Annotated in this window: 20 protein-coding genes and 1 pseudogene; 16 read left to right on the top strand and 5 right to left on the bottom strand. The window is 70.0% G+C overall.

Going from position 1 to position 19,888, the window contains the following annotated elements:
• The 13 genes and pseudogenes from DJ74_RS18945 to DJ74_RS00405 all read left to right on the top strand — a co-directional run.
• Nucleotides 1-469, top strand: a pseudogene (locus DJ74_RS18945) (corrinoid ABC transporter AT-binding protein); the annotation flags it as partial.
• Nucleotides 470-761: 292 nt separating this feature from the next.
• Entirely contained in the window at nt 762-1,757 is a 996-nt protein-coding gene (locus DJ74_RS00350) for a substrate-binding domain-containing protein (protein ID WP_094525953.1), read from the top strand.
• Nucleotide 1,758: 1 nt separating this feature from the next.
• On the top strand, nt 1,759-2,565 hold the full coding sequence (locus DJ74_RS00355) for an ABC transporter permease (protein WP_094525954.1): 807 nt from the start codon (nt 1,759-1,761) through the stop codon (nt 2,563-2,565).
• A complete protein-coding gene (locus DJ74_RS00360; protein WP_249269127.1) occupies nt 2,549-3,439 on the top strand; it encodes an ABC transporter ATP-binding protein in 891 nt (296 codons plus the stop codon). The genes DJ74_RS00355 and DJ74_RS00360 overlap by 17 nt, the downstream gene beginning before the upstream one ends.
• A gap of 309 nt (nt 3,440-3,748) precedes the next feature.
• Nucleotides 3,749-4,909 (top strand): LeuA family protein, encoded by a 1,161-nt coding sequence (locus DJ74_RS00365; protein ID WP_170938309.1) that lies wholly within the window; start codon nt 3,749-3,751, stop codon nt 4,907-4,909.
• Between the two features lie 388 nt (nt 4,910-5,297).
• Nucleotides 5,298-7,115 (top strand): biosynthetic-type acetolactate synthase large subunit, encoded by a 1,818-nt coding sequence (ilvB, locus tag DJ74_RS00370; RefSeq protein ID WP_094522244.1) that lies wholly within the window; start codon nt 5,298-5,300, stop codon nt 7,113-7,115.
• Nucleotides 7,112-7,828 carry an acetolactate synthase small subunit gene (gene ilvN / locus DJ74_RS00375; RefSeq protein WP_094522245.1) on the top strand — a complete coding sequence of 239 codons (717 nt, stop codon included), beginning with the start codon at nt 7,112-7,114 and terminating at the stop codon, nt 7,826-7,828. Before ilvB ends, ilvN begins: the two co-directional genes overlap by 4 nt.
• 27 nt (nt 7,829-7,855) lie before the next feature.
• Entirely contained in the window at nt 7,856-8,911 is a 1,056-nt protein-coding gene (ilvC, locus tag DJ74_RS00380; RefSeq protein ID WP_094522246.1) for a ketol-acid reductoisomerase, read from the top strand.
• Between the two features lie 61 nt (nt 8,912-8,972).
• The gene (leuC, locus tag DJ74_RS00385; protein WP_094522247.1) at nt 8,973-10,394 is read left to right on the top strand and encodes a 3-isopropylmalate dehydratase large subunit; all 1,422 of its coding nucleotides are present in this window, start codon (nt 8,973-8,975) and stop codon (nt 10,392-10,394) included.
• Nucleotides 10,391-11,047 (top strand): 3-isopropylmalate dehydratase small subunit, encoded by a 657-nt coding sequence (gene leuD / locus DJ74_RS00390; protein WP_094525956.1) that lies wholly within the window; start codon nt 10,391-10,393, stop codon nt 11,045-11,047. Before leuC ends, leuD begins: the two co-directional genes overlap by 4 nt.
• Entirely contained in the window at nt 11,044-12,042 is a 999-nt protein-coding gene (locus DJ74_RS00395) for an isocitrate/isopropylmalate family dehydrogenase (protein WP_094525957.1), read from the top strand. Before leuD ends, DJ74_RS00395 begins: the two co-directional genes overlap by 4 nt.
• 94 nt (nt 12,043-12,136) lie before the next feature.
• On the top strand, nt 12,137-12,505 hold the full coding sequence (locus DJ74_RS00400; protein WP_094525958.1) for a DUF555 domain-containing protein: 369 nt from the start codon (nt 12,137-12,139) through the stop codon (nt 12,503-12,505).
• A gap of 87 nt (nt 12,506-12,592) precedes the next feature.
• Nucleotides 12,593-13,132: a CBS domain-containing protein gene (locus tag DJ74_RS00405; RefSeq protein WP_094525959.1), complete on the top strand. Its 540-nt coding sequence runs from the start codon at nt 12,593-12,595 to the stop codon at nt 13,130-13,132.
• A gap of 30 nt (nt 13,133-13,162) precedes the next feature.
• On the opposite strand, the gene DJ74_RS00410 is transcribed toward DJ74_RS00405, so the two are convergent.
• Both DJ74_RS00410 and DJ74_RS18950 read right to left on the bottom strand, forming a co-directional pair.
• Nucleotides 13,163-13,363 carry a hypothetical protein gene (locus tag DJ74_RS00410; RefSeq protein WP_094523336.1) on the bottom strand — a complete coding sequence of 67 codons (201 nt, stop codon included), beginning with the start codon at nt 13,361-13,363 and terminating at the stop codon, nt 13,163-13,165.
• Nucleotides 13,360-13,509 carry a hypothetical protein gene (locus DJ74_RS18950; RefSeq protein ID WP_170938307.1) on the bottom strand — a complete coding sequence of 50 codons (150 nt, stop codon included), beginning with the start codon at nt 13,507-13,509 and terminating at the stop codon, nt 13,360-13,362. Before DJ74_RS18950 ends, DJ74_RS00410 begins: the two co-directional genes overlap by 4 nt.
• Nucleotides 13,510-13,704: 195 nt before the next feature.
• Here DJ74_RS18950 and DJ74_RS19485 point away from each other — a divergent pair, with 195 nt between their 5' ends.
• From DJ74_RS19485 to DJ74_RS00425, 3 genes are all read left to right on the top strand, one after another.
• Entirely contained in the window at nt 13,705-14,025 is a 321-nt protein-coding gene (locus tag DJ74_RS19485; RefSeq protein WP_094523338.1) for a hypothetical protein, read from the top strand.
• 77 nt (nt 14,026-14,102) lie between these two features.
• Complete coding sequence (locus tag DJ74_RS00420; RefSeq protein ID WP_094525960.1) at nt 14,103-15,866, top strand: nitrite/sulfite reductase; 1,764 nt, start codon at nt 14,103-14,105, stop codon at nt 15,864-15,866.
• Between the two features lie 70 nt (nt 15,867-15,936).
• On the top strand, nt 15,937-16,239 hold the full coding sequence (locus tag DJ74_RS00425) for a DUF6360 family protein (protein WP_094525961.1): 303 nt from the start codon (nt 15,937-15,939) through the stop codon (nt 16,237-16,239).
• Nucleotides 16,240-16,244: 5 nt separating this feature from the next.
• Here the strand turns inward: DJ74_RS00425 and purM are convergent, their stop codons facing one another.
• The 3 genes from purM to DJ74_RS00440 all read right to left on the bottom strand — a co-directional run bounded on the left by purM (nt 16,245) and on the right by DJ74_RS00440 (nt 19,851).
• Nucleotides 16,245-17,279: a phosphoribosylformylglycinamidine cyclo-ligase gene (gene purM, locus DJ74_RS00430; protein WP_094525962.1), complete on the bottom strand. Its 1,035-nt coding sequence runs from the start codon at nt 17,277-17,279 to the stop codon at nt 16,245-16,247.
• A 75-nt stretch (nt 17,280-17,354) separates the two neighbouring features.
• On the bottom strand, nt 17,355-18,023 hold the full coding sequence (locus tag DJ74_RS00435) for a metalloprotease (protein ID WP_094525968.1): 669 nt from the start codon (nt 18,021-18,023) through the stop codon (nt 17,355-17,357).
• Between the two features lie 25 nt (nt 18,024-18,048).
• A complete protein-coding gene (locus DJ74_RS00440) occupies nt 18,049-19,851 on the bottom strand; it encodes a TraB/GumN family protein (RefSeq protein WP_094523346.1) in 1,803 nt (600 codons plus the stop codon).
• Between the last annotated feature and the right edge of the window lie 37 nt (nt 19,852-19,888).

The raw sequence follows: 19,888 nt of genomic DNA on the forward strand, positions 1-19,888 counted from the left end.
GACCGGGACGCCCGCGGTCACCGCCTTCGATACGGTCGACGCGGCCGGCGGGGGCGACGCGGCCCGCGACGGCGCCGACCAGCGCCGGCTCCACGTCGTCGGGACTGGACGGGAGGCTTCGCGGGTCGTCGCCCGCCTCGCGGCCGCCGGACACGACCTCTCGGTCGGGGTAGTCCCCGAGGGCGACGCGGCCGCCGAGACCGCCCGTGACGCCGGCGCCGCGCTCGTCGCCGCGCCCCCGTTCGAGCCCGTCGGTCCGGAGGCCCGCGAGGCCGCGACGGCGTTGGCGCGCGAGGCCGACGCGACCGTCGTCGTCGACGGCGCCGGCGGCGACACCGATCGGATCGAGGGCGACCGACCCGACCCGAACGGGACTGTCCTCGCGGCCGCCGACCGGGTCGTCGAGGGCGACGCCGCGGCCGACGACGGCGCTCTCCTCGACGCGGTTCGCGGTCTCGACGACGCGTAGCCGGCGACCTCGACGAGCGCCTCGCGGAGCGCGACCGTCGCCTCGACGACGCGGGTCGCGTGACGCGTGACGGCAATCGGTTCCGGTATCACACACGTCGGGCATCGGACGGCTCGCGGCTCGCGGACAGACTCAGCCGCGCGGACCGCCGTCAGAGACTCCGAGCCGGCGGATCAGTCCCTGTGTTCGTCTCTCATGCCACAGAATAAATTACTATTAGACATCATAGGTGCAGATAATTATTCTCTATAAGCATACGCCCTTATCAGTGGCACCGGTACGAGGTGGTACGATGGAACGAAGACAGTTCCTGCGCGGCACCGGCGCGGCGGTCGGCGGCTCGCTGCTCGCCGGCTGCGCCGGGAGCGACGGACGGACCGTGACGGTCGACTACGCCTACTACAACCCGGTCAGCCTCGTATTGCGCGAGAAGGGCTGGCTGTCGGCGGCGTTCGCGGAGACGGACGTCGAGATCGAGTGGGTGCTGAGCCTCGGCAGCAACCAGGCGAACGAGTACTCGCAGGGCGGAGAGGCGGAGGTCGCCTCGACCGCCGGGATCGCGGCGCTGATGGCGCGGTCGAACGGCGTCCCGATCACGACGCCGTACGTCTACTCCGAGCCGGAGTGGACCGCGCTCGTCACGTTCGCGGAGACGGGGATCGAGTCGGTCGCCGACCTCGAGGGGAAGCGCGTCGCCGCCACCCGCGGTACCGACCCGTACTTCTTCCTGCTGCAGGCGCTCGACGACGCCGGCCTGAGCGAGGACGACGTCGAGGTCGTCCACCTCCAACACCCCGAGGGGCAGTCGGCGCTTGTGGGAGGCGACGTGGACGCGTGGGCCGGTCTCGACCCGCACATGGCCGAGCTGGAGCTGGAACACGACGGCGCGGAGCTGTTCTTCCGCGAGCCCGCGTACAACACCTACGGCTTCCTCAACTTCCTCGACGGGTTCCTCGCGGATCACCCGGGTGACGCCCGGCGGGTCGTCGAGGCGTACGAGCGCGGCCGCGAGTGGGCGATCGAGAACCCCGCGGAGACCGCGGGCATCCTCGCGAGCGAGTCGGAGATGTCCCAAGCGGTGGCCGAGCGCGTGTTCACGCGCCGCACCGACCTCTCCGAGCCGCTTCCGGGAGAGGCCCACCGCGAGCTGCTCTCCGACCTCGCGCCGATCTTGGAGCGGGAGGGGCTCGTCGCCGACGACGCCGACCCCGCGGGGAGCATCGACGACCTGCTCGACGCGGAGTTCGCGGCCGAGAGCGTCGGCGACGCCGGGAGCGGGGGAGAGTGAGATGGCGACGACGCGCGAGACGGGACGGACGGGAGCCGAGGCCGCCGCCGGACTTCTCCCGGACGCCGACCGGTTCCGGTGGCTGCTCGGGCTCGTCGTGCCCGCGGCGATCGTCGTCGCCTGGCACCTGCTGGTCGCGACCGGCGTCTTCGCCGCCCACCAGCTACCGACGCCGCTGCGAGTGGTCGAGACCCTCTACGGGCTGAGCGCCTCGGGCGAGCTCTGGGGCCACGTCGCGATCACGGTCCAGCGCGTGTTCCTCGGGGTCCTCCTGGGCGCGAGCGTCGGGGTCGTCCTCGGGACGCTCACCGGGCTCTCCGGACTCGCCGCCGACCTGCTCGACCCCCTGCTCCAGAGCCTCAAGAACATCCCCTCGCTGGCGTGGGTGCCGCTGTTCCTGCTCTGGTTCGGGATCGGCGAGGGCGCGAAGGTGCTCCTGATCGCCGTCGGCGCCTTCTTCCCCGTCTACCTCAACCTCTCGACGGGGATCGGCGAGGTGAGCGAGGACCTGCTGGAGGTCGCCGAGGTGTACGACCTCGGCCGGGTCGAGTCGCTCCGCCGGGTCGTGTTCCCGGCCGCGGTGCCGAGCCTGCTCGTCGGGATCCGGGGCGGCGTCGGTCTGGCGTGGATGTTCGTCGTGGCCGCGGAGCTGATCGCGGCCAGCGAGGGGATCGGGTTCCTGCTGAGCGACGGCCGCGTGCTCGCGCGCCCGGACATCATCGTCGGCTCGATCCTGCTGTTCGCCTTCCTCGGGAACCTCTCGGATCTGGCGGTCAAGGAGGTGAAGAACCGTGTCGTCGTTCGGTAGGGGCGTGCTCGCTGACAGCGACGTCGAGACGGACGACGACGAGGGTCGTCCCGACGGCGACGCGACGACCGAGACGGAACGAGACTCCGAACCGACGACGGACCCGGCGACCGATCCGCCGACCGACCCACCGACCGATCCGACCCTCGCCGTCAGCGGGCTCACCAAGCGCTACGGCGAGACTGTCGCACTCGACGGCGTCGACCTCGCGGTCGGGGACGGGGAGTTCCTCGCGGTGGTCGGCCCGTCCGGCTGCGGGAAGTCGACGCTGTTGCGCGTGCTCTCCGGATTGGAGGACCGGTTCGAGGGCGACGCCGCGGTCGGCGGGGTCGACGTGCGCGAGGGCGGCAGCGACGCCGTCGGGATGGTGTTCCAGGAGCCGCGGCTCCTCGCGTGGGCCGACGTGCGTGAGAACGTCGCCCTCGGGCTCCCGGCCGACGTCGACCGCGACGACCCCGCCGCGCGCGACCGAGTCGACGAGCTGATCGAGACGGTCGGACTCGGCGGCTTCGCGGAGAGCTCGCCCGGCGAGCTCTCGGGCGGGATGGCCCAGCGCGTCTCGCTGGCGCGGGGGCTGGCCTACGAGCCGGAGGTGCTACTGCTCGACGAGCCGTTCTCGGCGCTCGATCGGCTAACGAAACGCGAACAGCAGGACCACCTGCTCGACGTGTGGGCGGCGCGGGGGACCACGGTCGCAATGGTCACGCACGACGTCGAGGAGGCCGCGTACCTCGCCGACCGCGTCGCCGTCCTCGGCGCCCAACCCGGGACGGTCGAGACGGTGGTCGACGTCGACGCCGCTCGCCCCCGCGACCGAACGGACGAGGCGCTGTTGGCGGCGCGCCGCGAGATCACCGACGCGCTCGGTCTCTGAGCCGGCGGCGCCGCGGCGGCGTGCCCGGGCGCGGCCGAAACGAAACGAACGTCGATCGGGCTTATCAACGCGGTTCCGAAACCACATACCCGGCCGTTCGCGGTTAGCGTATAAGGAGTATAAAGAATGGATACGGCGCTCACGTCAGGCGGTTTTTCGACGACGCCGACACGAGAGCCACTGTCAGCGAGGCGTCGTTTTTGCTATTGGCACAAGCGTTAAGTTCTCGACCGTCCTGTCGACAGTCGATGACAGACATCACGGAGGCTTCGTCGGACACCCCGGCGGATCGAGTTCTTCCAGGGCACGATAGCTTCTAACATCGAAATCGGTCCTGTACGGATCTTCGACACGACGTTACGAGACGGAGAACAGTCACCACGGACGTCGTTCAGCTACGACGAGAAACGCCGCATAGCGGCGACGCTGGACGACATGAACACCCACGTCATCGAGGCGGGGTTCCCGGTGAACTCGGACGCGGAGTTCGAGGCCGTCAGCGACATCGCCGCCGCGACGGACACCACCGTCTGCGGGCTGGCGCGGGTCGTCGACGGCGACATCGACGCCGCGATCGACTCCGGCGTCGAGATGGTCCACGTGTTCGTCTCCACCAGCGACGTCCAGCTGGAGGACTCGATGCACGCGACCCGCGCGGAGGCGAAGGAACGCGCCGTCGCCGCCGTCGAGAAGGTGAAAGACGCCGGCGTCGAGTGCATGTTCTCGCCGATGGACGCCACCCGGACGGACCCGACGTACCTGACGGAGATCGTCGAGGCGGTCAGCGACGCCGGCACGGACTGGATCAACATCCCGGACACGTGCGGCGTGGCGATGCCGACGAGTTTCGGGAAGACCGTGGAGGCCGTCGTCGACGCGACCGACGCCCGCGTCGACGTGCACACGCACGACGACTTCGGGATGGCCGCGGCGAACGCGATCATGGGCTTCGAGAACGGCGCCGAGCAGGCGCAGGTGTCGGTCAACGGGATCGGCGAACGCGCCGGCAACGCCGCATACGAGGAGGTCGTGATGGCCGTCGAGTCGGTGTACGGCGTCGACACCGGCATCGACACGACCCAGATCACCAAGCTGGCGCGGATCGTCGAGGAGGCGTCCGACATCCCCGTGCCCGCGAACAAGCCCGTCACCGGACGGAACGCGTTCGCGCACGAGTCGGGCATCCACGCCGCCGGCGTCATCGAGAACAGCGACACGTTCGAGACCGGCGTGATGACCCCGGAGATGGTCGGGGCCGAGCGCGAGTTCGTGCTCGGGAAACACACCGGCACCCACAGCGTGCGCAAGCACCTGGAGGAGGCCGGCTTCGTCCCGAGCGACGGCGAGGTCCGGCGCATCACCAAACGCGTCAAGGAGTACGGCGCCGGCAAGCGGCAGGTGACCGCCGGCGACGTCGAGCGGTTCGCCGAGGAGGCGGGCATCGACCGCGAGGAGGAGGTCCGGGTCTGATGGCCGCCCCCCTGACCGGGGAGCCCGCCGAGCGACCGCCGCGCGAGTCGACGGGGGCTCCGGGGAGTCCGCGTGCCCCGAACCGGTTCGGAACGGCGGACCGGTTCGACGCCGCGATCCGACCGACCGTGTCGGCGCCCCGACAGGGATTTATACCCGGACTCCGTTGGTCAGGGCGAGATGCGACGGCACACCGCACTTCCGACGACAGTCGACGTCGCCGGAGCCGTCGCGCCGATCATCGTAGGGGTATAATCCCCTACATCACCCCTTCCTCACCGACTCGACGAACTATCGACCGCCGGCCGACGGACCGCGATCCGATCGCGGCGGCGGTCGGACCGACCCTCGACGCGCGAGAGATGCCACACCGAACACCACCACGACAATGAGCGACACAGCAGCACACCCACGAGAGGACGATCCGGAGGGCTCCGAGGAGCCGGCGACGGGAGCCGACGACGGGGCGCCCGGCGCCGATCCCGACGAGACGCCCGCCGCGGGGACGGTCGCGACCGGCGCGGAGTCGGTCGTCGCCGCCCTCGAGGCGGCCGGCGCGGAGACGGCCTTCGGCGTCCAGGGCGGCGCGATCATGCCCGTCTACGACGCGTTGTACAGCTCCTCGATCGACCACGTCACGATGGCCCACGAGCAGGGCGCCGTCCACGCCGCCGACGCGTACGGCGTCGTGTCCGGGGAACCGGGGGTCTGCCTGGCGACCTCGGGCCCGGGCGCGACGAACCTCGTCACCGGGATCGCCGACGCCGACATGGACTCCGACTCGATGCTCGCGTTGACCGGACAGGTGCCGACCGAGTTCGTCGGCAACGACGCGTTCCAGGAGACCGACACGATCGGGGTCACCCGTCCGATCACGAAGCACAACTACTTCGCGAGCGGCGCCGACACCGTCGGCGACACCGTCGGCGAGGCGTTCGAGCTGTCCCGGGCCGGTCGCCCGGGGCCGACGCTCGTCGACCTCCCGAAGGACGTCACGCAGGGCGAGACCGACGAGACGCCGGGGCCGGCGACGCCCCCGGCCGGCACCGACCCCGACCCGAACGCCGACACCGACGCGGTCGAGTCGGCGGCTCGGGCCATCGAGGAGGCCGAGCGGCCCCTCTGTCTGTTCGGCGGCGGCGTGATCAAGGCCGAGGCGAGCGACGCCGCGCGGACGTTCGCGCGGACGTACGGGATCCCGGTGACGACGACGATGCCCGGGATCGGCTCGTTCCCCGAGGACGACGATCTCTGCCTCTCGTGGGCCGGGATGCACGGCACCGGCTACGCGAACATGGCGATCACCCACACCGACTGCCTGATCGCGGTCGGCACCCGGTTCGACGACCGGCTCACCGGCGGTATCGACACCTTCGCGCCCGAGGCCGAGGTCGTCCACGTCGACATCGACCCGGCCGAGATCTCGAAGAACGTCCACGCGGACCACCCGCTGATCGGCGACGCGGAGCGCGTCCTCGACCAGCTCACCGCGGCGGTCCGCGAGGCGCCCGACGCCGGGGCGTGGCGCGAGCGGTGCGCCGAGTGGAAGGAGACGTACCCGCTCACGTACGCGACGCCCGAGGACGAGCCGCTGAAACCGCAGTTCGTCGTCGAGGCGTTCGACGAGGCGACCGACGACGACGCCATCGTGACGACCGGCGTCGGCCAACACCAGATGTGGGCCTCCCAGTTCTGGACGTACACGGAGCCCCGGACGTGGGTCTCCTCGCACGGTCTGGGGACGATGGGCTACGGCGTGCCCGCCGCGGTCGGCGCGCGGGTCGCCGCCGACGCCATGGGCGAGTCCGACCGCGACGTGGTCTGTTTCGACGGCGACGGCTCCTTCCTGATGACGATGCAGGAGCTCTCCGTGGCCGTCCGCGAGGACCTCGACGTCACCATCGCCGTGCTCAACAACGAGTACATCGGCATGGTGCGGCAGTGGCAGGACGCCTTCTACGAGGGGCGTCACATGGCCTCCGACTACACGTGGATGCCCGAGTTCGACAAGCTCGCGGAGGCGTTCGGCGCCCTCGGCCTCCGCGTCGACGACTACGACGAGGTCGCGCCGGCGGTCGAGGAGGCCCTCGACTACGACGGCCCCGCCGTGATCGACTTCCACGTCGACCCCGAGGAGAACGTCCTGCCGATGGTGCCGAGCGGCGGCGCAAACGGGAAGTTCGCCACCGCGGAGGACCAGCTATGAGCGGCGATTCGCCCGACTCCCGACCCGCGACCGACGGCGGCTCCGCGTCCGGCGGCGTCCCGGAGCCCGACTCCCGGCCGGCGCCGGGCGAGCAGCCGGGCCCCGAGGAGCGGGACCACCCGGAGGGGCGCCGAAATCTCGAAGGGATCCGGATCGACCCCGTCGTCGAGGCCGAACACGAGTCGCGGCGCGCCGTCATCTCGGCGCTCGTGGAGGACGAGCCGGGCGTGCTCGCGCGCGTCTCCGGGCTCGTCTCCCGCCGCCAGTTCAACATCGAGAGCCTCACGGTCGGGCCGACGACCGTCGACGGACACTCGCGGATCACGATGGTCGTCGAGGAGACGGACCCCGGCATCGACCAGATCGAAAAGCAGATGGCGAAGCTGAAACCCGTGATATCCGTCGGCGAGGTGTCCGGCAACGCGGTGACGGCGGAGCTCGTCCTGCTGAAGATCGAGGCGGACGACCCGGCCGCGGTCCACGCCGTCACCGAGATGTACGACGGTCGGACGCTCGACGCCGGGCCGCGGACGATCACCGTCCAGCTCACCGGCGACGAGGCGCGGATCGACGACGCGCTCGACGCGTTCCGCCAGTTCGGCATCATCGAGATCGCTCGAACGGGCCAGACCGCGCTCGCGCGCGGCGACGTCCCGACGGCGCCCGGAGAGAAACCCGGAACGGCCGGCGAACCGACGACGCACGACAGCTGACGCAGACACACACTCACACATTACACAATGAGCGACAACGACATGCAGACGGTCGAATCCAACGTATACTACGACGAAGACGCGGACGGCGAAGCGATCGCCCAGACGGTCGTGGCCGTGCTCGGCTACGGCTCGCAGGGGCACGCGCACGCCCAGAACCTCCACGAGAGCGGGATCGACGTGGTCGTCGGCCTCCGCGAGGACAGCTCCTCGCGCGCGGCCGCCGAGAGCGACGGGCTCGAGGTCGCGACGCCGGCCGCCGCCGCCGAGGCGGCCGACATCGTGAGCGTCCTCCTGCCCGACACGGTCCAGGCGGACGTCTACGAGGAGTCGATCGAGCCGAACCTGGAGCCCGGCGACACGCTCCAGTTCGCGCACGGGTTCAACATCCACTATAACCAGATCCAGCCGCCCGAGGACGTCGACGTGACGATGATCGCGCCGAAGTCGCCGGGCCACATCGTCCGCCGGAACTACGAGAACGACCAGGGGACGCCGGGGCTGCTGGCGGTGTATCAGGACGCCACGGGCGAGGCCCACGACGAGGCGCTCGCGTACGCGGCCGCGATCGGCTGCACCCGCGCCGGCGTCGTCGAGACGAGCTTCCGCGAGGAGACCGAGACCGACCTGTTCGGCGAGCAGGCCGTCCTCTGCGGCGGCATCGCCTCGCTGATCAAGCAGGGGTACGAGACGCTCGTCGAGGCGGGCTACTCCCCCGAGATGGCGTACTTCGAGTGCATGAACGAGATGAAGCTCATCGTCGACCTGATGTACGAGGGCGGGCTCGGCGCCATGTGGGACTCCGTTTCACACACCGCGGAGTACGGCGGACTCACCCGGGGCGACGAGATCATCGACGACCAGGTCCGCGCGAACATGGAGGAGGTCCTCGAAGGCGTTCAGAACGGCACCTTCGCCCGCGAGTGGATCTCGGAGAACCAGGCGGGCCGGCCGTCGTACACCCAGCTCCGCAACGCCGAGAAGAACCACGAGATCGAGGCCGTCGGCGAGGAGCTTCGCGGCCTGTTCGCGTGGCAGGAGGAGGGCGAGGAGGAAGAGGAGTCGGCCGAGGTGACGGCCTGATGGGCGTCCGCGGCGACGGGACCGAAGCGACGGCGACCGCGCCCCGCGCGGGTGATCCCCGATGAGCGAGGGGACCCTGTACGACAAGGTGTGGGACCACCACAAGGTGACGGAGCTGCCAACGGGACAGGACCAGCTGTTCGTCGGGCTCCACCTCGTCCACGAGGTCACCAGCCCGCAGGCGTTCGGCATGCTGAAGGAGCGCGGGCGGGAGGTCGCCTTCCCGGAGCGCACCCACGCCACGGTCGACCACATCGTGCCGACCGGCAACCGCGACCGGCCCTACAGCGACGAGGCCGCCGAAAGCATGATGGCGGAGCTGGAGGAGAACGTCCGCGGCTCGGGCATCGACTTCTCCGACCCGGACTCCGGCGATCAGGGGATCGTCCACGTCATCGGGCCGGAGCAGGGGCTCACGCAGCCCGGCATGACCATCGTCTGCGGCGACTCGCACACGTCGACGCACGGCGCGTTCGGTGCGCTGGCGTTCGGCATCGGCACGTCGCAGATCCGCGACGTGCTGGCGACGGGCTGCGTCGCGATGGAGAAACAGAAGGTCCGCAGGATCGAGGTCACGGGCGAGCTCGGTGAGGGCGTCACCGCGAAGGACATCATCCTCACGATCATCGGGAAGCTCGGGACCGACGGCGGGGTCGGCTACGTCTACGAGTACGCCGGCGAGGCCATCGAGAAGCTCGGGATGGAGGGACGGATGTCCATCTGTAACATGTCCATCGAGGGCGGCGCTCGCGCGGGCTACGTCAACCCCGACGAGACCACCTACGAGTGGCTCCGGGAGACGGACGCCTTCGCCGACGACCCCGAGAAGTTCGAGCGGCTGAAGCCCTACTGGGAGTCGATCCGGACCGACGACGGCGCGGAGTACGACGACATCGTCACCATCGACGGCTCGGCGATCGAGCCGACCGTGACGTGGGGGACCACGCCGGGACAGACCGCGGGCATCACCGAGCCCATCCCGGACCCGGACGACCTCCCCGAGGAGGACAGCGACACCGCGCGTCGCGCGCAGAAGCACATGCGCGTCGAGCCGGGCGACACGATGGAGGGGTACGACATCGACGTGGCGTTCCTCGGCTCCTGTACCAACGCGCGCCTGAAAGACCTCCGCGAGGCCGCGGCGTTCGTCGAGGGCCGCGAGGTCGACGACGACGTGCGCGCGATGGTCGTCCCCGGCAGCCAGCGCGTCCGGGACGCCGCCGAGGCCGAAGGGCTCGACGAGATCTTCATCGAGGCCGGGTTCGACTGGCGCGAGCCGGGCTGTTCGATGTGTCTCGGCATGAACGACGACCAGTTGGAGGGCGACGAGGCGAGCGCGTCCTCCTCGAACCGGAACTTCGTCGGCCGGCAGGGCTCGAAGGACGGGCGGACCGTGCTGATGAGCCCGATCATGGTCGCGGCCGCGGCGGTGACCGGCGAGGTCACCGACGTCCGCGAGATGGAGGAGGTGGCGATCGTATGAGCTCGCCCGATTTCAGCGCCGGCGAGGCGCCGGCGGAGAAGGTGACCGAAGTCTCCGGTACCGGGATCCCGGTCCGGGGCAACGACATCGACACCGACCAGATCATCCCGGCGCGGTTCATGAAGGTCGTCACCTTCGACGGGCTGGGCCAGTTCTCCTTCTTCGACCAGCGGTTCGACGACGACGACAACGAGAAGGACCATCCCTTCAACGAGGAGCAGTACCGGGGCGCGAACGTCCTCGTCGTCAACGCCAACTTCGGCTGCGGCTCCTCGCGCGAACACGCCCCCCAGGCGCTGATGCGCTGGGGGATCGACGCCGTCGTCGGCGAGTCGTTCGCGGAGATCTTCGCGGGGAACTGCCTCGCGCTCGGCATCCCGACGGTCACGGCCGACCAGGAGTCGATCGAGGCGCTTCAGGACTACGTCGAGGCGAACCCCGACGCGGAGGTCGACATCGACGTGGCCGCGGAGACGATCACCTACGACGACACCGCGATCGACGCGACGGTCCACGACGCCCAGCGGAAGGCCCTCGTCGAGGGCGTCTGGGACACCACGGCGCTGATGGGCGCGAACGCCGGCGCGGTCCGCGAGACCGCCCGGTCGCTGCCCTACGTCCCGGAGGCGGACATCCCGGGGGACGAGGCGTGAGCCACGAGGTCGCCGTCATCGAGGGCGACGGGATCGGCCGGGAGGTCGTCCCCGCGGCCCTGGAGGTGTTGGAGTCGTTCGACCTCGGCTTCGAGTTCGTCCGGGGCGAGGCCGGCGACGCGACGAAGGAGGCGACCGGCGAGGCGCTCCCGGCGGAGACGTACGAGCTCGCCGCGGACGCCGACGCGACGCTGTTCGGCGCGGCCGGCGAGACCGCCGCCGACGTCATCCTCCCGCTGCGAGACGCCGTGGACTCGTTCGTCAACGTCCGACCCGCCAAGGCGTACCCCGGCGTCGACGCGCTGCGCCCGGAGACGGACGTCGTCTTCCTGCGCGAGAACACCGAAGGCGTCTACGCCGGCCACGAGGACCGGCTCTCGGACGACCTCTCGACGCTGACTCGGGTGGTCACCTCGTCGGCGTCGCGGGAGCTCGCGGCGTACGCCTGCGAGTTCGTCGCCGACGGGCGCGGCCCCGCCGGCGGCCCCGAGGACGGGTTCACGGTCGCGCACAAGGCGAACGTGATGCGCGAGACGGACGGGCGGTTCCGCGAGGAAGTGCTCGCGGTCGCCGCGGAGCGCGGCGTCGACGCCGACGAGGAGCTGATGGACGCGTTCGCGACGAAGCTCCCGCTCGACCCGACGCAGTACGGCGTGATCGTCTGCCCGAACCTCGCGGGCGACGTGCTCTCGGACCTGGCCGCCGGGCTCGTCGGCGGGCTCGGCCTCCTTCCCTCCGCGAACGTCGGCCACGACAACGCGCTGTTCGAACCGGTCCACGGCACCGCGCCCGACATCGCCGGCGAGGGGGTCGCGAACCCGACGGCGGCGATACTGTCGGCCGCCATGCTGCTGGAGTACCTCGGCTACGGCGAAGAGGGCGAACGGGTGCGCGACGCGGTGGAGGGCGTTCTCTCCGACGGGCCGCGCACCGGCGACCTCGGCGGCGACGCGACGACCGACGAGATCACGGCGGCGATCGTCGAGCGGTTGTAGCTCTCGGGGCCGTAACCCTCCGGGAGACACCTTCTCGCACGGCGACCGCGGGCGAACCACAAGAAAGGAAACCCTGCGGCCCGTCCGCCCGGATATGAGCAACTACGAAGTCGCGATGGAAGCCGCCTGGTTGGTCCGTGACGTCGAGGAGACCGACGACGCCATCGGCGTCGCGGTCAGCGAAGCCGGCAAGCGACTCAACGAGACGGACAAGCAGTACGTCGAGGTCGAACCCGGCGTCACCGGCTGTCCGGCCTGCGGTGAGCCGTTCGACGCCGCGTTCCTCGCGGCCAACACGGCCCTCGTCGGACTCCTCTTGGAGATCGACATCTTCAACGCCGACAGCGAGGAGCACGCCGAGCGGATCGCGAAGAGCGAGGTCGGCGGCGCGCTGCGGGACGTTCCCCTCGAGGTCATCGAGATCGTCGAGACGGACGGAGACGACGGCGGCGACGCCGAGTAAGGCGCTCCGATCGCGGAGAGCCCCGACCGTCGCCGCGATATCGGTCGCCGCCGAAACCTTTTCTAATAACCCGGAGTTATTCACCGTATGGAACTCCCCACGCCGCAGGACCTCCGCGAACGGCGGACGACGCTGGAGCTGACACAGAGCGAGTTGGCGGACGCGGCGGACGTCTCACAGCCCCTGATCGCCCGGATCGAGGGCGGCGACGTCGACCCGCGGCTCTCGACGCTCCGGCGGATCGTCAACGCGCTCCAAGAGGCGGAGGGCGAGGTCGTTCGCGCGAGCGACCTGATGAACGAGACGGTGATCAGCGTCGCGCCCGACGACGCGGTGCGCGAGGCGGTGGACCTGATGGAGGAGGAGGCGTACTCGCAGCTCCCGGTGCTCCAGAACGGCGTGCCGGTCGGCTCGATCAGTCAGGGCGACGTGGTCCACGCGGGCGAGAACGTCGGGGACCACCCGGTCAGCGAGGTGATGAGCGAGTCGTTCCCCACGGTCGCACCCGGCGCGACCGTCGACGAGGTCCGGAACCTGCTGGACCACTACAAGGCGGTGATGGTCACCGACGGCGGCGAGACGGTCGGGATCATCACCGAGGCGGACATCGCCGCGCACCTGTCGTAACCGGACCGCGGCCGACGATCGGCCGTCCCGCTACGCGTCCCGCTCCGCCTCCCGCCGCTCCGAAAGGTGTTCCCAGATCTCCGTACACCCGACCCCGTCATCGATGTCGTCGAGATGTTCCGTGCCATCGCCCTCCTGAGTCTGTTCCGGCTCAGTCTCCGGGTCGGCGTCATCACTGGACTCGGTCTCCGGCTCGTCGTCGCCTGCGCTCGACGCGGATCGATCTGTCATCGCTCTCGCGGAACGTCCTCGAAGAGCTCGGGAGCGACGTCCGCGGAGGTGTGCTGTCGGTTGACTCTTTCGTCATCGGTATCGACGGATCGATCGACGGCACGATCGGGGGTCGGATCCATCATCGCGTCGAGGTACGACTCCATCGATCATAAGCCTCGTCACACGAGTAAATCGAACCACTACTCCATGGTACCGGAAAAGAATTCCGGTATCCGTGACTGACGTACCCCCTCCAACCCGACCGTAGTCGGGCGGTTCCCCGTCATCTCGGCGTTATCAACCGCGTCCGCGTTTGCGAGCATCGGCACCGTTTGATTCGTCGAGACCGAACCCGGTGTGTGACCACCCGCTTACGCGTCCTCGATGACGGGGCGTGGCTATCCATCGACGACACCCGAGAAGTGCGTGTTAGCGAACTCTGGCGCCTCGACGCGCCCGGTTTCTGTGACTGCGATCTCGCCGATCTGGTTGTCGAGAACTTCCAGACGGTCGGCGTCGACGGGGCGACGATCGAGACTCGCGTCCATGGCCAGTGTATCGCGTGTGGCGTGACGGGAACGACGGCCTGGCTGCCGGTTGGACGGATACGGGACGGTGAGTTCGTCGAATTCGACCGATCGTCGGTTCGACGTTCGCGGACGGCAAACCACCGGCAATAACCGCCTCTGAAATAAACCACCGGGGAAGGTTGACTCCACGCGGTCACCTATGTGGGCGTCGGGTGTAGCCGACAACGATGCCAACAGACGTCGAGAACTGGAAGTCGGAGGTCTACGGGAACGAGGTTCGTGACCGCCTATTCGAGTTCGCCGAGCAGGGGTACGACTCGATCCCGGACGACGAGCGGGACGCCTGGTTCGAGCGGTTCAAGTGGTGGGGGCTGTACCACCAGCGGAACGGACAGGAGGGGTACTTCATGATGCGGATCGGGACCCCGAACGGCGTGCTCGAGCCGGGGCAGCTCCGTACGGTCGGCGAGATCGCCGACGAGTACGCCCGTGGCCCGGGAACGAATCCGATCTTCGGCGACGCGTACGCCGACTTCACCACCCGTCAGTCGATCCAACTGCACTGGATCGAGCTCTCGGACGTGCCGGCGGTCTTCGAGAAACTGGCGGCGAACGGACTCTCGACGCAGCAGGCGTGTGGGGACTCGTGGCGGAACATCGTCGGCAATCCGGTCGCCGGGAAGGACGGCCAGGAGGTCGTCGACGCGTGGCCGGTCATCCGCGAACTCAACGAGACGTTCAAAGGGAACGACGATCACACCAACCTACCGCGGAAGTGGAAGGTGTCCGTGACGGGCTCCGCCGACGGCTCCGGACAGGGCGATATCAATGACCTCGCGTTCGAGCCCGCTTATAAGCAGGTCGAGACGGACGGGGCCGAAAGCGAGGACGCCGTCGGCTTCAACGTCCGCGTCGGCGGGGGGCTCGCCCGCAACGAACCGCGCCTCGCCCGCGACATCGACGTCTGGGTCCCGCCGGAGCAGGTCTCGGCCGTCGCCGGCGGCCTCTCCGCGCTCTTCCGTGATTACGGCGACCGTGAGGACCGATACAACGCCCGCGTGAAGTTCCTCGTCGACGAGTGGGGAGCGGAGACGGTCCGCGAGACCCTTCAGGAGGAGTACGTCAATTTCGAACTGGAGACCGCCGGCCGGGACGTCCGCGAGGAGTACACCTACAACGCGGGCGAGGGCGAGCGGAACGACCTGATCGGCGTTTACGATCAGAAGGACGGGCGGAACTTCGTGGGTCTGAACGTGCTCGTGGGCCGAATGGGTGCGGCCGACGTCCTCGACCTCGCCGACCTCGCCGAGGAGTACGGCTCGGGCGAGGTCCGACTCTCCCAGCGACAGAACGTCATCCTCACCGACGTGCCCGACGCGGAACTCGACGACCTCCTCGACGAGCCGTTGCTCGACCACTACTCGCCGGATCCGTCGCCGTTCATGCGGGGCTCCGTCGCGTGTACCGGGACCGAGTTCTGCTCGCTGTCGATCGTCGAGACCAAGAACCGGCAGGTCCGCTTCGCCCGGTGGCTAAAGGGGAACGTCGACCTCCCGGACGGCGTCGACGAGTTCCACATCCACCTGTCCGGCTGTACGGCGTCGTGCGCGCAGCCGCAGATCGCCGACGTGAGCCTGCGCGGCATGAAGACTAGGAAGGACGGCGACCCGGTGGAAGCGCTCGACGTCGGCCTCGGCGGCGGCCTCGGCGAGAACCCCCAGTTCGCCCGCTGGGTAACCCAACGCGTCCCGGTCGACGAGGTCCCGGGCGCGATCGCGAACCTGATCGAGAGCTTCGCCGCCCGGCGCGAGGACGGCGAGTCGTTCCGCGCCTTCGTCGCCCGCCACGACGACGACGAACTCGACGCCCTCGTGGACCCGGAGGAGACCGACTACGACGACCCGATGATGCACAACACGAAGCGTACGTGGTACCCGTACGCCGAGAACGACGGGATCGACGAGGGGCCGCCGGCGCCGGCGGACGACTGACGATGCAGGCCTCGACGACACCCACGACGGCGACGTCCCCGACGCCTTCGACGACGCCGAGGGCGAGCGAATGAGCAACCGCCTGCTCCGCGTGAACGCCTACACCACGCTCGACCTCGTCGACGGGCGGGTTCGCGGTCACGACTTCGAGGAGGACGCGCCCGGCGTCGTGAACGTCACCGCGCCGCGAGAGGAACCGGACCACGTGACGCTGCAGGTCGAACTCGACGACACCGCGTTCGATTCCCTTCCGGCACACGCCGACGAGGTCGAACTCTCCACGGCACAGGCGAGAGCGCTCGCCGAGGCGCTGGAGTCGACTGCGGACCGAGTCGCGGCCGCTCTCGACGAGACGGCCGACGACGCGGACTGACGCGCTTACAGTTCGAGTCCTCGGATCGCGACTGCTCCGGACGGCTCCCCGGTCTCGCCGCCGTCGGCATCTGCTACCCGGCCGATCACGCGCCCGTTTGTCTCGGCCGCCAGCGACTCGGCGTCGTCGGGATCGAGGGCGGCGACGAAGCCGGTGCCCATGTTGAACGTCCGGTGCATCTCTTCGTCGGAGACGCTCCCCTCGGACTGCACGAACTCGAAGACGGGCTGGGGGTCGAAGGCGTCCTCGACGACGTACCGGTGGTCGCCGAGCCGCGTCAGGTTCGTCCAGCCGCCGCCGGTGACGTGGGCCGCGCCGCGCACGTCGCGTTCGCGCATCGGGTCGAGCAGGTCGGTGTAGGTCCGAGTCGGCTCCAAGAGCGCCTCGCCGACCGTCTCGTAGCCGTCGAACGGGCAGGGGTCGTCGTAGTCGTGGTTCCGCGTGGCGGCCTCGCGGGCGAGCGTGAGCCCGTTGGAGTGGATCCCAGAGGAGCGCCAGCCGACCAGCGCGTCGCCCGGCCGCGCCTCGCCGTCGAAGACGGCGTCCTTCGCGGCGAGTCCGGCGCAGGTGCCCGCCAGGTCGAGTCCCCGGATCACGTCCGGCATCACCGCCGTCTCGCCGCCGACGAGCTCCATGTCCGCCAGCTCGGCGCCGCGGGCGAGGCCGTCGCCGACCTGCTCGGCGAACCGCTCGTCCGGCTCGTCGACCGCGAGGTAGTCGACGAAGGCGACGGGGCGGACGCCGGCGGCGACCAGGTCGTTGACGTTCATCGCGATGCAGTCGATGCCGACCGTCGAGTAGTCGCCGAGCGCCTCGGCGACGAGGAGCTTCGTCCCGACGCCGTCGGTCGCGAGCGCGAGGTACCGATCGCCGATGTCGAGGAGGCCGGCGTAGTCGCCCTCGGCCTCGCCGACCGCGCCGATCAGCGCCGCGGTCGCCGCCTCGCTCGCGTCGATGTCGACGCCCGCGTCGGCGTACGTGAGTTCGTCGTCGCCCTCGTCCGCTTTTCCCCCCGTCTCGTCGCCGTCGCCCTCGGTCATGTGTGTCGAGGGACGCCCGCGGAGCAAAAGCGCACCGTTCCGGCCGGCGCGACCGCCCCCGTCGCGTCGCTCCCCTCAGAACGGCCCGCCGAAGCCGAGCCCGCCGACGAAGACCAGGCCGATCGTGAGCAGGACGGAGACGACGAAGAAGCCGACCCACACGCCCTTGCTCCAGTCGAACACGGTCTTCCCGTCGAGCGGGCCGTACGGGATCAGGTTGAACGCCGCGAGGAAGACGTTGATCGCGATCCCGCGGGAGCCGATCAGGGTGATCACGGGGCTGCCGACGACGGGACCGAGCAGGAACGCCGGGAGGAAGACGAGGGTGAGAAGCAGATTGACGACCGGGCCGGCGAGCGCGATGTGGCCGTGCTCTCGCGGCGTCAGGCGACCGCGGTGGTGGACCGCGCCGGGCGCGGCGAAGATGAATCCGAGGAGCGAGCTCATCACGGCCAGAAACAGCATGCTGTTGTCGGCGCGGAACTCGGCCACCTGGTCGTAGTGGACCGCGACGACCTTGTGCGCGATCTCGTGGAGGAGGAACGCGACGCCCGCGGTGAGGAGGCCGACGAGCAGCGGCGGGAGCACCCCCGCGGCGAGGAGCCGGCCGAAGCCGGCGGTGCCGTTGACGAAGAAGAACGTGAACGCGACGCCGAGCGCGAGCCACGCGACGAACAGGTCGCGCAGCTCCGTGCCGCTGAAATAGAGGCCGGCGATCCGGCGACCGCGGAAGGCGGAGCTCACGCGCCACCCCCGACGGCGGACCGAGTCACGCCCCACCACCGCCCAGGATGGCGTTCCGTATCAGCTCCGCGCCGGTGCCGGCGCCGTCGATCATGAGGCGGCCGACCTCGTCGACGCCGCCGACCTCGGCGCCGAACATCGCCGGGATCACGTAGACGGCGAACAGGAAGCTCGCGACGATGCTGCCGACGTTCGTCATCGCGACGACGACGATGAGCTTGAACAGCGGGACGTCGAGCATCGCCGAGACCAGCTCGGAGGGCGACCGCGTCTCGTCCGAGAGCAGCTCGTTGAGCGTCCCGATGTCGCCGACGTTCACCGTGAGGTGCCGGAGCTCGACGTAGCCGGTGAACCAGCCGGGCGCGAGCACCGGGTTGATCGAGGTCATCCACGCGACCGCGCCCCCGACGCCCGCGGCGGTCCACCGCGCGCCGGCGACCTTCGCGAAGGCGAAGGCGAACGCGCCGTTGATGAGGAACCACGCGCCGAACAGCCGGAACAGGAAGGCGTTCTCGACGCCCGCCAGCGCGAGCAGGACGAAGAAGCCGACGAAGCCGACGGTGATCGCGTAGCCGACCGCCTTCTTCCACGGTAGCCTGCTCCCGCCGCGTTCCCGGCCGACGAGCTCCTCCATCGGCGGGAGCGTCTCGGGGCTCGCGAGGTATCGCTCGATCCCCGTCTGATGCCCCGCGCCGACGACGGCGACGACGTCCTTGCCGGCGTCGCGGAGGGCGACGAGCCGGTGGGCGATGAACGCGTCCCGCTCGTCGATGAGCGCCTCGGCGCCGCCCGGCGAGAACTGGCGGAACTCCTCCATCATCATCGTCACCACGTCGGTGTCGGTGAGCTCCTCGACGCCGAGCTCCTCGATGCCGCCGTGCTCCGGCTCGCCGCCGCGGTCGGTCAGGCCGAGCAGCGCCGCCACGACGACGCCGAGCGTCAGCCCGAGCGAGACCCCGAGTCCGAGACTGCCGATCGCCGTCACGGCGAAGCCGCCGAGGTACGTCGAGACGAGCCCGTTCGCGACGCCGGAGGCCGCCGCGGCCACCCCGGCGCCGACGCCGAGCCCGCTCGCCGCGTAGAGGCGGCCGTCCGGGGAGAGCGCCAGCTTCCCGACCTGATCGACGGCGATCCCGGCGGCGACGGCGACGAGGACGCCCGCGGTCACGCGCGTCAGCAGCGCGGTGGTCACTCCGAAACTGCCGCCGAACAGGCCGATCGCCGGCCCCGCGAGGACCCCGACGAACAGCCCCGCGAGCACGCCGACGATCCGCGAGTCGGTGACGCCGAACGCGAGCCCGCCGACCATCCGGAGCTTTTCCGTGACCGTCATTCGCGCCCAGAAGCGCTGGATCGTCGTCTGGATGTCACGGTCGACGAGAGCGACGTCGATCCCGAGCCCCTCGGCGACGTCGATGGCCGCGCGCATGTCAGCGCCCGGTTCGATGTCGAAGCGCTCGCCGAGCTGGGTCTGGACGTACGAGAGCATCCAGTAGGCGAGGAACTGGAAGACGGTGTTGCCGCGCAGGAGGTCGCTCGCATCGAGGTCGTCAGGCGTCTCGCCCTGCAGCTGACGGTACCGCCCCTCGTCGAGCTCGACCGCGACGACGTCGGGGCGCTCGCGATCGATCGTCTCCTCGACCTCGTCGACCGAGCGCTCGGAGACGTGCGCGGTGCCGACGACGGTCACGGAGCCGGCCGCGCCCCCGTCGCCGTCGCCGTCGCTCCCGCCGGACCCGGGTGCCTCGTCGGGCCCGGACGCCGCCGCGGGGTCGCTCGCCGTCGGGGGCACGGACGCGCCGTCGGAGCCCCCTGGCGTCTCTGTCATTGCCGTGACGTACCCCCTCGCCGCGTTTAGGGTTTGT

The sequence above is a fragment of the Halorubrum sp. Ea8 genome (assembly GCF_002252925.1).
Classification (GTDB): Archaea; Halobacteriota; Halobacteria; order Halobacteriales; family Haloferacaceae; genus Halorubrum.

Coding starts and splice junctions, on each gene's coding strand:
- DJ74_RS00350 (WP_094525953.1), top strand. CDS start 762: ATGGAACGAAGACAGTTCCTGCGCGGCACCGGCGCGGCGGTCGGCGGC.
- DJ74_RS00355 (WP_094525954.1), top strand. CDS start 1,759: ATGGCGACGACGCGCGAGACGGGACGGACGGGAGCCGAGGCCGCCGCC.
- ilvB (WP_094522244.1), top strand. CDS start 5,298: ATGAGCGACACAGCAGCACACCCACGAGAGGACGATCCGGAGGGCTCC.
- ilvN (WP_094522245.1), top strand. CDS start 7,112: ATGAGCGGCGATTCGCCCGACTCCCGACCCGCGACCGACGGCGGCTCC.
- ilvC (WP_094522246.1), top strand. CDS start 7,856: ATGAGCGACAACGACATGCAGACGGTCGAATCCAACGTATACTACGAC.
- leuC (WP_094522247.1), top strand. CDS start 8,973: ATGAGCGAGGGGACCCTGTACGACAAGGTGTGGGACCACCACAAGGTG.
- leuD (WP_094525956.1), top strand. CDS start 10,391: ATGAGCTCGCCCGATTTCAGCGCCGGCGAGGCGCCGGCGGAGAAGGTG.
- DJ74_RS00400 (WP_094525958.1), top strand. CDS start 12,137: ATGAGCAACTACGAAGTCGCGATGGAAGCCGCCTGGTTGGTCCGTGAC.
- DJ74_RS00405 (WP_094525959.1), top strand. CDS start 12,593: ATGGAACTCCCCACGCCGCAGGACCTCCGCGAACGGCGGACGACGCTG.
- DJ74_RS00410 (WP_094523336.1), bottom strand. CDS start 13,363: ATGACAGATCGATCCGCGTCGAGCGCAGGCGACGACGAGCCGGAGACC.
- DJ74_RS18950 (WP_170938307.1), bottom strand. CDS start 13,509: ATGGAGTCGTACCTCGACGCGATGATGGATCCGACCCCCGATCGTGCC.
- DJ74_RS00420 (WP_094525960.1), top strand. CDS start 14,103: ATGCCAACAGACGTCGAGAACTGGAAGTCGGAGGTCTACGGGAACGAG.
- DJ74_RS00425 (WP_094525961.1), top strand. CDS start 15,937: ATGAGCAACCGCCTGCTCCGCGTGAACGCCTACACCACGCTCGACCTC.
- purM (WP_094525962.1), bottom strand. CDS start 17,279: ATGACCGAGGGCGACGGCGACGAGACGGGGGGAAAAGCGGACGAGGGC.
- DJ74_RS00440 (WP_094523346.1), bottom strand. CDS start 19,851: ATGACAGAGACGCCAGGGGGCTCCGACGGCGCGTCCGTGCCCCCGACG.